The sequence below is a fragment of the Vagococcus sp. CY53-2 genome (genome assembly GCF_022604695.1).
GTDB lineage: Bacteria > Bacillota > Bacilli > Lactobacillales > Vagococcaceae > Vagococcus.
This window is the reverse complement of sequence record NZ_JALAHP010000002.1, coordinates 255246-269593: the sequence shown is the minus strand read 5'-3', so window position 1 is coordinate 269593 and position 14348 is coordinate 255246. Positions and strand designations below refer to the sequence as shown.

12 protein-coding genes and 1 pseudogene are annotated in these 14348 nt (G+C 29.4%); 1 reads left to right on the top strand and 12 read right to left on the bottom strand.

What is annotated here, in order from left to right:
* Positions 1–122 precede the first annotated feature (122 nt).
* The 10 genes from MN581_RS05180 to MN581_RS05135 form a co-directional block, all read right to left on the bottom strand.
* The gene (locus tag MN581_RS05180) at positions 123–1616 is read right to left on the bottom strand and encodes a helix-turn-helix domain-containing protein (protein ID WP_241699320.1); all 1494 of its coding nucleotides are present in this window, start codon (positions 1614–1616) and stop codon (positions 123–125) included.
* Positions 1606–2916, bottom strand: coding sequence for an FAD-dependent oxidoreductase (locus tag MN581_RS05175; protein WP_241699319.1), 1311 nt, complete (start codon positions 2914–2916; stop codon positions 1606–1608). Before MN581_RS05175 ends, MN581_RS05180 begins: the two co-directional genes overlap by 11 nt.
* Before the next feature lie 90 nt (positions 2917–3006).
* Complete coding sequence (locus MN581_RS05170) at positions 3007–3519, bottom strand: GNAT family N-acetyltransferase (protein WP_117972609.1); 513 nt, start codon at positions 3517–3519, stop codon at positions 3007–3009.
* Positions 3520–3596: 77 nt separating this feature from the next.
* Entirely contained in the window at positions 3597–4499 is a 903-nt protein-coding gene (locus MN581_RS05165; RefSeq protein ID WP_233519167.1) for an AEC family transporter, read from the bottom strand.
* A 316-nt stretch (positions 4500–4815) separates the two neighbouring features.
* A complete protein-coding gene (locus tag MN581_RS05160) occupies positions 4816–8154 on the bottom strand; it encodes a CDP-glycerol glycerophosphotransferase family protein (protein ID WP_241699318.1) in 3339 nt (1112 codons plus the stop codon).
* Between the two features lie 39 nt (positions 8155–8193).
* On the bottom strand, positions 8194–9738 hold the full coding sequence (locus MN581_RS05155; RefSeq protein WP_117972606.1) for a DUF2142 domain-containing protein: 1545 nt from the start codon (positions 9736–9738) through the stop codon (positions 8194–8196).
* A gap of 25 nt (positions 9739–9763) precedes the next feature.
* Entirely contained in the window at positions 9764–10102 is a 339-nt protein-coding gene (locus MN581_RS05150) for an EamA family transporter (RefSeq protein WP_117972605.1), read from the bottom strand.
* A complete protein-coding gene (locus MN581_RS05145) occupies positions 10099–10449 on the bottom strand; it encodes a DUF2304 domain-containing protein (RefSeq protein ID WP_241699317.1) in 351 nt (116 codons plus the stop codon). Before MN581_RS05145 ends, MN581_RS05150 begins: the two co-directional genes overlap by 4 nt.
* Positions 10450–10454: 5 nt before the next feature.
* A complete protein-coding gene (locus MN581_RS05140) occupies positions 10455–11168 on the bottom strand; it encodes a glycosyltransferase family 2 protein (protein WP_117972603.1) in 714 nt (237 codons plus the stop codon).
* Between the two features lie 338 nt (positions 11169–11506).
* Positions 11507–11923, bottom strand: coding sequence for a hypothetical protein (locus tag MN581_RS05135; RefSeq protein WP_117972602.1), 417 nt, complete (start codon positions 11921–11923; stop codon positions 11507–11509).
* Between the two features lies 1 nt (position 11924).
* Here MN581_RS05135 and MN581_RS05130 point away from each other — a divergent pair.
* Positions 11925–12483, top strand: a pseudogene (locus MN581_RS05130) (transposase); the annotation flags it as partial.
* Between the two features lie 58 nt (positions 12484–12541).
* Here the strand turns inward: MN581_RS05130 and tagD are convergent.
* Entirely contained in the window at positions 12542–12937 is a 396-nt protein-coding gene (gene tagD, locus MN581_RS05125; RefSeq protein WP_117972601.1) for a glycerol-3-phosphate cytidylyltransferase, read from the bottom strand.
* Positions 12938–12956: 19 nt separating this feature from the next.
* Positions 12957–14309, bottom strand: a complete 1353-nt coding sequence (locus tag MN581_RS05120) for a hemolysin family protein (RefSeq protein WP_241699316.1) — start codon at positions 14307–14309, stop codon at positions 12957–12959.
* Positions 14310–14348 lie beyond the last annotated feature (39 nt).

Here is a 14348-nt window from a genome sequence, read left to right as displayed (position 1 = left end):
GTTTTCTTTTTGATGAATTCATTCTACCTTTTTTTTGATCATACAAACAGTCAATAATTATTTAATTTTAAAAATTATTGACTGTTTCAAGTTATCTCTATAGCGAACATGAGTTATACCAATTATAATTGAATTTTTTTAACAGTCATATCTTTTTTCATTTTACGAGTTGATATGTTCCTAATAAGTTGTATAATATGAGCCATATCATAGCTTGTCCCTAATTCTGAAAGTAAATAAACTTCAGTATTTATATGCGTCAATGGTTTGTTAGTAATAATTAAATCAAAAGATTGATTATCTTTATATTTACTACAACTAACTCCATTTAAACAGTTAAGTTTTTTTATTAATCGTGTAGTGGACACTTCCTGGTAAACATCCTCTAATAATAATTTCACACCTATTTTAACATTTTTATTAATATGACTATCGATTAAAGCGATGACGTGTAAATATTGTAATTTAGAATGTGCAATCAACTGAGCATTATTCTCGCTTGAAAACCCAACATAGTCCCCTTCAACTGAGTCAAATAAGCTCTCAACTAAAGGATAAATCACATGTCCTGACCATTCTTTCTCCGTTTCTAAAATATACTCTCTAGATAAGGATTCAATCATTCCATAAAAAAAATATAATCTTGAATGAATACGAGATAAATAGTAATTAATTTGACTTTCTAATTGGTGAGATAATTTAAGTGGCGTATAATATAATATCAAAGATTCTAAAATATACGTATCCACTAATCCCACAGGTGTCAATTTTGATCTAATAATGGCATACTGGTGGTAGTCTTGCTGAGAAAGCACTTGAAAACTCATAAGAAAACTAAAATGAATCATAGCTTCTTCTTCATCTACCTCAACAGCATAATGCCCCAACAGACGTAATACAATCGATTTTAGTTCTAAAAACAAATAATCTTGTTCATAAGGAATCATTTTTTCTTTTAATTCTGTGTAAATAGGTGATATAAAACTAATTCTTTTTTTGGAGATAAGTAGCCACAAATTGATTCGTTTCATGTTTTCTTCTGAAAAAGAGACACCCAATCCCCTCTGAATTGCCTGAATTAATGATTGTTGCTTGAAGGGAATATCTTTTTGTGCGTAATTATCTAAATACCAATAAAAACAATAGTAAAAATATCGTATCTGACTTTCTTCTCCAATCAACTTTCCTTGCCAAATAGTTAATCTAAATTCTTTTAATAAGATATTTAATTCTTTTATTTTTCTAAAAAGAGTAGATTCACTAATACCAATACGTGTGGTCAGAGCCGCTGTTGAGTAATCAAAATGATGATATAAATAATTCATAATTTGATACTTGATTGACTGTTTATATAAGTTAAGTTCAATCATTTCTAATGAAAAACTTGGAGCTAACTCTAAAGACACCAAGTATCCATCATAAGTTAAGGTTGCTAGTCCTTTGTATTCATCATTAATCCAAACTAAATCAGCGATGTATGTTTCAAGAGATGATTTTGTAATATCAAGTTCTTTTGCTAATGTACTGATTTGTGACATGCTATCCTTTAATAGCAAATGCTTTAACAACATTAACTGCTTCGCCTCTTTTTTTTCAAGTAGATCCTCAAATTTCACTCAAGTCATCTCCTTTTCCAAACGCATCGCCGAAACTCAGAGATGTATTTGCAAAGACTGCATGATAAAAATGCGGTAGTTGATTTAATGTCCTAATATCTATTTTTTCTTTAATCATTAAGGCGAAGGTATTAATCTTATCTAGTACAGGCTCTTTTGAAATAAGTTGAACGCCTAACAAATGATACGTTAAGGCATTATATACTAGTTTCACTGTAACATCTTTTTTATAAATAGTTGATATAGGTAACGTCATCATGACACTTTTTACTCTCTCATCATATAAAAAAGCCTCTGACTCCATTAATCCTGTACTAGCTAAATAATAATCAAATAACTTTACACCAATCGTCTTCAGCATTGGTCTGAGTATTTCTTTTTTTTCTATCATATTTTTAGCACAAGTTAAGCTTGTCTGAACAGCATTAACAATCAGAGGTGCGTACACATTAGTTTGAAAAATAAAACTTGGCACTTGAATCAAATCTCCTACAGCAAACACATCTTGAACAGATGTTTCTAGATAATCATCTACGAAAATAGTATTATCGCTATTAGATTTTAATTGATTATCAAAAATAGATAACTCTGGTCTCACACTATTAGCGCTTAACACTAGTTTCTCTTTAATGTCTATCGCATTGCCACTAGAAAAAAGAAGTGTTGAGTCGTCAATTTGCTTGACAGTTTCATTAAAGTAAAACGTCAAGCCTTCAATTTTTCCTGTTGTCGTATAAAACGATTCCAAAAAATCTTTATCAAAATATTTATACAAAGGATAATCCATCGTTTCAATCACATGAACTGTTTTTCCATGATGAATTAATCCGCTTGCTAATTCCATACCTGCTTGCCCAGCTCCAATAACAACAACTTCTTGTACTTCAGTAAGAGATTTTAAAGTTATTTCTGCTGATTCTCTATCTTTATATGTTTTGATATCACTAAATTCATCAAACATCTTAGATGATTTTTGTGAAGAACCAGTTGCCAACACCAATTTATCAAACAGTTTAATGCCATTAGAAGTTTGTATCATTTTGTTCGATAAATCATATGATATCACTTCCGTAGAAGTTAACACTATGATACCACTTTCTTCAAGTTCCTCTTTTGTCATGAAATAGGCTTCATCTAAAGTATCAATTTCACCGTTTAATAGCATAGATAAACCACTTGGGATATATCCTATCTTTTCCTTCTTTTCAATTAATAATACATCAAATGAAGGGTATAATTCTTTCACTTTTATGGCACAATAAACGCCAGCGAAAGACCCCCCAACTATTGTCACGTTCATTTAAGCACCTCCCATTCCCGTAAAAAATCGATTGATTGACATCATCAATCGATTTTAGCAAATTTTTATTCCAATTAACAATCTTTTATTTTATGATGTCATCATTAATTCATAAGCTAATCGTTCTCTATCTATATCTGAATCAACAAACACTAGCCCTCTATAAATAAAATTAAATTTTTTCAATAAATTTTGCATCGTTGTGTTCATTCGATGTGTATCAATTCTAACAGATTTGTACCCTTGACTTAGTGCAATACTAATACTATTTGAAAAGAAATAAGAGGCTAGTCCACGTCCTTGATAGTCTGAAGAAATGGCTACCCGATGTATCACAACATAATCATTAGTTTGTATCCAGTTAGCTAATACGCTATAGTCTTTATCTTCTTGATTAATCATCGCCAAGTATCCTACAATATCGTTATTATAAACTAACACATAACCATAATTTTCTTCTATGTCTGAATAAATTAGCGACTCATCAGGCTTACCTTCTTGCCATTGAGGACTTCCAGTTTTCCTCAATACCTCTTTTGCCTCTTCTATAATTGTCATAACTTGTGGAACATCTTCTCTTTTGGCTAATCGTGTATAAATCACTTCTTTTTCCTCCACGTTCAGTTTTAAAAATTATACCATATAAACAAAAAAAGCATCCTCTCAGATACTTTTTTTGTTTATATTAATGACATAATAATTGGTAATGTTACCATACTTGTGACAGTTGTCAATGCAATATATTGTGATACTTTTGTTCCTTCACCAGCATACTCTTCTGCCAAAATAGCATCCAGTGAACCCACTGGCATTGAAGCAAGCAGCACTAAAACACCTAAAATAATTGGATCTGTGATAAAGAATTTCAATACTGGAATAAAAATAATGGGTATAATAATCGCTCTAACAAATAGAAATTGTAAATTATCTTTATCAAAGAACAACTCTTTTAGTTTTACTTGCGAGAACAAACTACCATTGATAATCATTGATAAAGATGCCGTCATAATCGACAAATCAACATTAAAAGTATGAATTGGTTTTGGTAATTTTACACCAAACATAAACAACACAAAACCGACTACAGCTGCTAAAATAGCTGGTGTGGTCAAAATACTTCGAATTCTGATTTCTCGACTATTTGATAAAAACATAATCCCTACCGTGAATAAAAACAAACTTGTTACAGTATTACAAACAACTAATACAATCAATCCAACTTCTCCATAAAGTTTACCAACAATAGGAATACCAATAAATAAGATATTAGAGAAAGTTAAACTTACTACCCACAAACTTCGTAACATCTCTTTTTTCTTAAACAAAGTTGCAATTAAATACGTAATAAGTAATGTCGCCACAATCATAATAAATGTATAAATAGCCGTTTGTTTCATCATAACTAATAACCGGTCACTTTTATCCACTTGAAAACTATTAATAATGGCCGCAGGTAAAGCAACTGTTGTCAGTAAATAACCAATATAAATATTGGCTCCCGGTGAATATTTATCCCGCTTATTTAACCAGACACCGACAAACATAAAAAAAATCAATACGATTGTTTCATTGAACACAGTCATTCCCAACTTATTTTCCTCCAATTCTTGACGTTACACCCTTGCTTACTAAACGTCTGAACTTATTTTATAGCTCCCTTAAAACACTGTCAATGTGGACTTTATAAAGAATAGGCTTACATTCAATTATTTTTTTATTTGTGGGTTAATTTTTAATATAAAATTATAAAAAAGACGAGGCTGACCCAGAAGTCTTAAAATAGAAAAAATCCCGTGAAATCAGTTTATTAAAATATTGATTTCATGGGATTTCTGTTTTATTAGTTTGGTGATTTTTATTTAATAAATTACTTTTGGGCCAGCCTCGTCTTTAAATAATTTATTTATTATTTGGATCAATCTCTTTATAAAAACGTTGAATTGTCTTTTTATTGTAATTAACATAATCAAATGTTTTAAATTTACCTTTAAACTGAAAAATTCGATGGAACCCTTTATAAATATCCTCTATTTCTGTTCCATCAGTTAAAAAACCATATTCTTCGTCTTTACCAATCACATTAATATTAGCAGGAATATTAGAACCTAATATATTAAGCCCTAAAACCATTGATTCTAACAATACCATTGGTTGCCCTTCATAATAAGAAGGTAAAACAAATAAATCAGTTCGTTTAATAAAATTAAATGGATTTTTAATATGGCCTAATAAAAAAACTTTTCCAAGCATATTTTGTGTTTTAATTGTTTCTATTAAAGAAGAAACTAAAGGACCTTTTCCTAAAATGAACAATCGACTTTTTGGTACATCCTGATTAAATTTTGCAAAAGCTTCAATTAAATGTGTTTGATTTTTTTCAGGAGATAGCCTACCCATGTTTACAATATTATAATAAGAATCATCAAAATCTGGAACTTTTTGATAACTCAAATCCACCTTAGGCAAACTAAAAGCTTCAATTCTATCCTGTGCTTCTTTTCTTTTCAATATTTTATAAGTTTCCTCTGATAACTCATCAACGAACTCTGCTTGAATATAACCAATTTTTTCATTAGTACTTAAAGAAATACTATAATAGCGTTCTTGTCCCATCCAAGCGATTTTATCAATTAAAAGTATTTCATCTACATAATTTTCCGAAGTACTAATAACGACACTATTTGTTGTTCCTTTAGGCTCATTATAGATATCTATTGACTGAGTTGTATTTAGTTTCCCATACAACCTAACTCTTTCTATCTTTGATGTATAAACAACAGGAGAAGCCAATTCCTTTTTCTTCAACTTATTATTGAAATAAAGTTTTAACGGCGAAATAGAAGAAATTTTATGAGTTCTTTTTAAAGGTCGAGGAGACATCCAACCGATTACTTTTCCATTATATTTTACTCTGACATAACGTCCTCCACTAGTCTTGGCTATTTTATCAGTTTCAATATATCTATCTTTAAAATATCCAATATAGGTTATTATTTCATCTGTTTCATTATTTTTACGAATTTGATTCCAAATTGGTTGTTTTAAAGGATATGATGCAGTTGATATAGTATGATACGGTTTAACATTGTATAATTCGAATTCTTTTTCTTTAACATAACTTTGATCAATCCATCCTATATAAGTATCATTAACACTTACTTTAACATATATTTTTTCACCCAACTTATATGTTGCATGTTGAGTTACTTTATCATCTAATTGTAATGAAAAACTAAACGAAACATTTAGCTCTAAATCCGGTAAATTTTTATAGACATCTAGTAAGGCATCATTTAACGCTTGAAGTGGTTTTCTCACAACTACTAACTCGTTATCAGATTTCTTCATTATGGATTCTTTTTTACCAAGTATTTGATCAATATTAATTGTATTGTAAACATAAGACATTTGCTCTTTTGTTACATAATCTCCCAATTTTTCTAAATTGACATCTCTTGTCATTGGTGATACACTTAATAATTTATCAAACATAAAATAAATTGAGAACAAAGCATTTAAATCATTATATTGTGGCATTTTACCATTTACTTCTCTCATGGAGTCAGCTACTAAATCATTATGCATAAATGCAACATATTTTTTAGCATTAGCTGATAAAATATGTCGTCCCCAAAAATAGCTATACCCACTAAAATCTATCGATACATCAAAGGATAAATTAGCAGTTAAGCGTGCCATTTCTCGCTTATAAGCTTGTTCAGGGTAAATTTCCCTATCATCTTTAGGTAATCCATTTACATTAAAATTATTATTTAATTTTTCTTCTTCCCTACTTAGAATGGCATGACCAAACCTAAAAATCAAACGTGCATTTTTATTAATTTCTTTAATATTTTTCACAGATTCTATAGGACTTCGAGAGTTCAATATAACTGTTACATCGTATTCACTATAATCAATGTTGTTTATCAAATTCAACGCACTAGATGTTATTCCATTGCTTTTCATAGCTCCTGGAAATAATAATATTTTTTTCTTATCAGAATCAACTTGATACTCTTTAATATCTTTTGTTTTTATATTTTCAAAAATACGTGCAATATACTTTTCTGTTACCTTTCCATCATCATATGGAACCATCTTTTTAGCTAAAGATTTATATACTTTTTGGTATTCTTTATGAGATTCTTCAACATGATTAATACAGTCAAATAAATCTCGCAATGTTTCAGCAGTTGGACCAGGCAACTCACTTTCTTCTAAGTACATACCTCTATTTATCTGATATAAGTCTCGATCCCACGCATAAAAAATAATGGGTTTATTTGTTACCAAATAATCAAAAAATATACTAGAATAATCAGTCACTAAAATATCTGTAATAGCCAAAACTTCGTTAGCATCGATTAAATTCGATACTAAATGTTGATTTATCCGACCATCTTTTAGCACCTTATCTGCAATAAAAGGATGAACTTTAACTAATACATCATACTCATCTTCAAACTGATTAGCTAATTGCAATGTTTCTTCAACAATTTGATCAATATCATCTGTCGCCTTATGAACAGACTGTCCCTTCCAAGTTGGACAAAATAAAATTATTTTCTTTCCAGTTAATGTAACCCCATAATTTTCTATCTTATTTATTACATCTGCTTTGTTAGAATGAAGAGTAAAGTCAATTCTTGGGTATCCACCTTCTAAAATTTTACCAGGATAAATCCCTTCAAGTTTGTAACTTTTAATAAAAATATCCGAAGTATGAGCATTAGGAGATAAAATGTAATCTGCCATTAAGAAATTTCTCAAAACATTTTGTGAATGATTAGGATTTCCAGGAATATCAAATCCCATATATTTTAAGGGAGTACCATGCCATGTATTGATATAAACTTGTTCGTTTTTCTTAACAAAAAAAGATTCAAATGTCGAATTATTAATCAAATACTTCGCTGTCAGTAGTACCTTTACATACTCTAAGCTAGTTCGTTCAACAAATATCACTTTTTTTCGTAAATCCTGTGGAATACTTTCTTTAATAAATGGAACATTAGGGTTAATCACCCAAACATGTTTAAAATTTGAAAAACGTTTATCATTAACTAATGATAAAAAAATTGCATAGGGCGAATCAACTATTGATTTTCCATCCCTTGACTCATAGACAATCATATCTTCATCTATAACAGCTGACTCATAATTTGCACCATAATACTCACTTTTTTTCTTATTAAAATCACTCTTAGATTTTCTTTTTAGTCCATATAAAGCCATTTTTAAATCCTTTCCATATTAATACCTTTATTTAGATTTTTAATAATATGCTCCAACTCGCATTGTACACATCCATACTAAAAATAATATTGAAACAAATAATACAATTCTATTATACTTTTCTTCATTAAAATATGGTTGCCTACCAAATTCATCTACTGTAAATAATTTTTCTGATAAATTAAAAACAAATATACTCAAAACAAATATCCCAAAAAAGTATCTTCCTTGTACTCCTCTAATTTCTGTTTCACCAACGCCTGTAAAAGATATATACATAATAATATTAGTCAACAAAATAATACCTGTGGATACACCAACAATTGCTAGTTTAAACCAATTACCAATTTTGTGCCTTAATCTTATTGGGTACATAAATACAACAGATCCTATAAATAATAAATAAAGTATATACGCAAGTTCCGAATATTTAAATGACCAACCAAATGTAAAATATTGTTTAAGTTGAAGGACCGTTTTCATACTATTTGATAAAAGTGATTTTAAAAACATTAAAGGTTGGCTTAATATAACCTGCAGTTGTTGTGCTTCATTAACAGATTTAGGCAAATCTGTCGGCATTATACTAGAGTAATGCCTACTCCACAACAAGCCTTCAATAATTATAATAAATATAGCAACGAAATTACTGAAATAAACTTTTTTAGATTCATATCTACTTATTGGAATAAAAAGCATTAAGCCTATAAGCATGATGGATGGTAGCTTTGTAAAAGCCATAAGTCCACACATAATCGATATTGTCACAACATCTTTATAACTTATTGTTTCCTCTTTATCAAATAGCTGAATATACTTAGCAACAATTAATAACGATAGTCCATAAAAGAATGCATCTTGATTGTAAGAGGCGGATAAATATATTGGAAAATGTTGCACAGCAAAGACTGATAATAGTATTTTCCACTTACTTGCTATTCGAATAGCAAAGAAAGCCATAATAGCATACATCAAAAGATTAAAGAATCTCCCTAAATAAAACATAACTCCTAAATTGCCATTCGAAATCATTTTTCCGAACCATAATCCAAAAGCTCCTGGAAAATATACAAATGAACTATATGATCTAGTTGCTTTTATTTTCGATTCAACTTTTTTACTTGTATCACTTTTCATGCTGAATAAATTACTATGGAAAAAATTTACCTTGGGATCTAGTCGATTAATACCATTGTATTCTGTCATCTTTGTCAGTTTATCATAATCTTTTGAAATAGCTAATTTATCATTGTCATTATAAAGCTTAAAATTTCCTTCAGATATATATAACGCTCTACCATAATGTGCTGGCTCGTCCAAACTATCAAAAACTGGGGAAAAAATAACTAAGAAAGAACCAAAAAACAGGATAGTTACAAACACTATTTTCTCAATCTTTACATTAGATATTAGTAAAAGTGGAATCACTGAAACCCCAAATATTACCACAACAAATTTCCAGTAAATATTATTGAAATTTGTAGAGTAACTAGTTCCTATTATGGTTATGATAACTGATATCAAAATAAGATATTTATTCTTCCACAAACAATTAATGAAAAATTGTGGTGTTTTTTCAATCATTTTACCTTCTCCTTCACTTTTTTGATTATTTATTAATCAGTAACGTTCCTGCAAGTATTAATACAATACCTATGATACCATAAAGACTTATTTCCTCTTTTAATACCACAGAAGATCCTACTAGTATTAAGATATTAGTAAGTCCTAACCCCAAGGGAACTATAAAACTAACATCAGATTTTGAAATAATAATCATCCATAAAACAAAACTTATAAGATAACAAAATAACCCTAAAATACTTAACCCTGGAAAATTCATATTCAATTGATTGTTAATAATTTTAATTGATAAGTCTGTAGAACCTAATTTAAATAAAATTATTCCTGATGATGATAAAATAACATAAATAAAAAAAAGTATCATTTATCTCTCTCCTTATTTTTAAATTCTTCTTTTAAAATTGATACTTCTTGTATCAATTTTTTTATTTGATTACTTTGTTTTGTAATCTGCTTCGTCATTGAAATTAGCTGCAGTAGACTAAATAATACAGCCATAACTAATATAAAATTAGACATTGTTTCAAATCCTAATAGACTACTTAAATATTCAGGTAATTTAGGAAAAATTGCGAATACTACCATAATGATTGCAACAGTTAACCACAGTAAAGAATACTCTAAACTAAATGTCGATTTTTTTATAGACCTAATTACAAAAAATAAAAAAAGTAAAGAAAAAAAGATCATTGATAAATATAAAGCTTCCACTTTATTTATTCCCCCTTATCTGATAATAGTATTATTGATGTTAATACTTCAACCATATATCGCACTGATTTAAACGGAGTGATAGAAGATTTTCCTTCTTTACGTTCAAACATATTAACACCAACCTCTTCTACTCGTTTACCTTTTTTTATTAAAATGGCATTTGTTTCAGGCTCTGGGTATTTTCTTGGATAATTTTTAGAAAAGTATTCAAGAATTTCCTTATTAGCAGCTCTATAACCTGATGTAACATCTAAAATTTTTTCTCCTGTTCTAAATTTAATAAAAAATGAAATTAAATTTATTCCCATACGTCTAAATAATGATGTTTTAAATTTTGATGGTGATCCTTCTACAAATCTCGACCCAATCGTAAAGTCGACATCTCCATTAATAATCGGGTTAATCAAAGTTTTAAGGGAACTAATATCATGTTGACCATCTCCATCAAATTGTACAGCTATATCATAATCTTTGTAAAATGCGTAAAGATAGCCCGTTTGAACTGCTCCACCTATACCCAAGTTACTAATTAAATGAATACTAGAAATGCCATGTTCTGACAAAATACGAGCTGTATTATCGGTTGAGCCATCGTTAATAACAACATAATCCAAAACCAAAGAATGATTCTCACTTTTATATTTATCAATTGATCTAATCGTTGATAAAATGCTTGCATCTTCATTATATGCAGGTATTATAATTAAAACCTTCATCTATATATTCTCCTCACAATATATCCAATAAAATAAGCCTCCCTTATCTATTAGGTTGGGCTTTACTTTTAACAAATTTGTTGATAATAAATATAAATTTGTATTGATATAATTTATTAATTCTTTTCTCAAACGTACACAATTAAAACAAGACATTAATAGACTATCTTTTACTGATTTAATCATTGTCATTAATAAATTGTACCATACATATTAATCTAATGATACTTTCTTTTTACCTATATAAAATATACTTTAAACGTGTTAATCAGCATCTAATTTTTAATACTTATTTACAGATTAAACAAGAAAAAACTAGTACAAAAAGTAACTAGTTTTTAATTATTTGTCTGTTTCCATGGTAATGGCATTGTTCTATTTACAATTTTTATTTCAATATTCTTTGAAATATCATAATATTCTTTATACTCATCTTGTCTATTTCCCATAGGTATATTATCAAGCTGTTGACCTAAAAATGAGAAAGGTAGTCTTCTGATTTCTACAACTGATTGATTAGATTCATCTGCCTGTTTTATAAGCTTGATTCTACGATTGTTCTCAAAAGCGTTAATTGCATACAATGAAACATAGAACAAACTGCAGCATATTATCATTCCTTTAACTAGTTTATTTAACTTGTTAACATGACTACTCTCGATATTTTTTGATAAATTAGCCCATAGTATTCCTAAAGAAACACTTAACATCAGATAAGTTAATAAAATATTTCGAGGTCCAAAAGGAGTGACCATCTTAACACCTATTTTTCCATATAAAAGACCCATGACCAAGAAAGGTTTTTTCAAAAAATATGATTATGTTTACGACGAATACTATAATCAATATATTTGTCCCAATATGAAAACACTAACTTATACGACAACTAATCGAGATGGTTATCGAGAGTATAAAAGTAACCCTCGTGATTGTATGACGTGTTCTTTAATAGATAGATGTACGCAATCAAAGGATAAGAGAAAACAAGTCCAACGTCATTTATGGGAAGAAGATATGGAACGATGTGAGGACATACGTCATTCCCTTGGAATGAAATCTATCTATAATAATCGTAAACAGACGATTGAGAGATTATTTGGAACAGCCAAAGAATTCCATGGATTACGTTATATCAACTTAATAGGAAAAGAAAAAATGCACATGAAAATTGGGCTTACTTTCGCATGTCTTAATATAAAAAAATTAGCAAAAATACTTAAATCAAGAGACCTAGAGGGCTCTATTTTTAATTATTTACTTAAATTAATCATAGAATATAAAAAAGACAATCCAATTACTCTTAATGAGTAATTAGTTTGTCTACAGTCTGAAGATAAATGATAGATCTATTTTATCATTTATCTTTTTATTTTTTATCTCTTATTCAAATCTTTTTTAATTTGTGTTGTTGAAATTTCAGGAGTTCTCTCAAGATAGACAACATCTGCTCCTGTTTCTTTCACAAAATCAAATTGACCTTTCCAATCGTCTCCCATCACAAATACATCCACTTTAAATTCGTCAATATCGGTTATTTTTTGGTCCCACGCTTGTTCTGGTATAACTAAATCCACATAACGTATTGCTTCTAACAACATTTTTCTTTTTTCATATGAAAAATAACACTTTTTTTGTTTTTCATTCCAATTGAATTCATCAGTAGATAAAGCAACAATCAGATAATCACCTTGTGCTTTTGCACGACGTAGTAAGTTAATATGTCCGTAGTGCAACAAATCAAATGTTCCATATGTAATCACTTTTCTCATGGTAATCCCTCACTGTCTATTAATCATCATCACGTGATTTATAATATTTGTCATCTTCCTCTTCTTCAACGTCATTGATTGTCACAAGTATTTCTAACAATCGTGTTCCTTCTGCTTTATACGTTGTCAAATCAATATGATCGACATGAATGGTTAAGCGTTCATCCTTTTCAGGAATCACTCCCAATTCAGTAATCATAAATCCAGCCATTGTATCAACATCTGTCATCGAAATATTTGTTCCAAATTTTTCATTAAAATCATTAATTAACATACGTGCTTCAATGAGATACTGATTATCACTTACTTGTTTTAATAAATGATCAATCGTTAATTCATCTGATTCGTCGTCAATCTCACCAACAATCTCCTCTAATAAATCTTCAAACGTTACTAAACCAGATACACCACCATATTCGTCTAATAAGATAGCCATATGATTTTGTGTTTTCTTTAATTCTCTTAATAAATCATCAATAAAAATCGTTTCGGGTACATATAATGGTTCATGTATCACATTCAACAGATTTAAATTTTCAAATCCTTTTTCTCTGGCTTCTTTTAGTAAGTTTTTTAAATGTAGAATCCCGATGACTTTATCTTTATCGTCATCATAAACTGGAATTCTTGAGAAATTGTTTCCTAATACTTTATCAATATTATCTTCTGCTGAGTCGTGAATATCAATCATGAAAGCATCAGTACGTGGTACCATTACTTCTCTAGCCATTGTAGTGTCTAATCCAAAAATACCTTGCACCATTTCCAACTCATCAGAATCTAAGACCCCTTCATTAGTTAGCATATAGGCCATTTCTTCACGAGTCATACGTTCTTTTTCATCATCAAACTTCATTGGCGTAATACGACTTAAGAGATTTGTTGAACTTGATAATAACCATACAAACGGTCTCATCACTTTACCTAACAATGAAATAGGTCCCATTACAAATCTAGCAACCGCTTCAGGTTTATTTAAAGCAATTCGTTTTGGATATAATTCCCCAAATACAATAGAAATATACGTTAATAACACTAGTACAATCACTTGTGATGCTTGTTTTGCCCAAGCAACATCACCAAAAACAGGTGCTAACTCTCTAGCAAAAGAATTTGCCAAAGAAGCCCCTGACAAGATAGTAACTAACGTAATCCCTACTTGAATAGTCGATAAAAAATTTCCTGAATCATTGATTAGACCCAGCAATTTAATGGATGCTTTGTCTCCTTCTTCAGCCTTATTTTCCAATCTGTTTCTATTTACCGAAATAACGGAAACCTCCGCAGCAGCAAAAAACGCATTAAGTAACGTTAAAACAACCAAAATAATAATATTGATAAAAATAGACTGACTCTCAGGGTCAGCGTTCATAAGCTTTTCTCTCCTAACATTTATTCGTTCTTTTTAATA

Bases quoted from the DNA above. Each gene is read 5' to 3' on its own strand.
- MN581_RS05135 (WP_117972602.1), bottom strand. From the start codon at position 11,923: ATGGTCACTCCTTTTGGACCTCGAAATATTTTATTAACTTATCTGATG.
- MN581_RS05160 (WP_241699318.1), bottom strand. From the start codon at position 8,154: ATGGCTTTATATGGACTAAAAAGAAAATCTAAGAGTGATTTTAATAAG.
- MN581_RS05175 (WP_241699319.1), bottom strand. From the start codon at position 2,916: ATGAACGTGACAATAGTTGGGGGGTCTTTCGCTGGCGTTTATTGTGCC.
- MN581_RS05120 (WP_241699316.1), bottom strand. From the start codon at position 14,309: ATGAACGCTGACCCTGAGAGTCAGTCTATTTTTATCAATATTATTATT.
- MN581_RS05165 (WP_233519167.1), bottom strand. From the start codon at position 4,499: ATGACTGTGTTCAATGAAACAATCGTATTGATTTTTTTTATGTTTGTC.
- MN581_RS05140 (WP_117972603.1), bottom strand. From the start codon at position 11,168: ATGAAGGTTTTAATTATAATACCTGCATATAATGAAGATGCAAGCATT.
- MN581_RS05150 (WP_117972605.1), bottom strand. From the start codon at position 10,102: ATGATACTTTTTTTTATTTATGTTATTTTATCATCATCAGGAATAATT.
- tagD (WP_117972601.1), bottom strand. From the start codon at position 12,937: ATGAGAAAAGTGATTACATATGGAACATTTGATTTGTTGCACTACGGA.
- MN581_RS05155 (WP_117972606.1), bottom strand. From the start codon at position 9,738: ATGATTGAAAAAACACCACAATTTTTCATTAATTGTTTGTGGAAGAAT.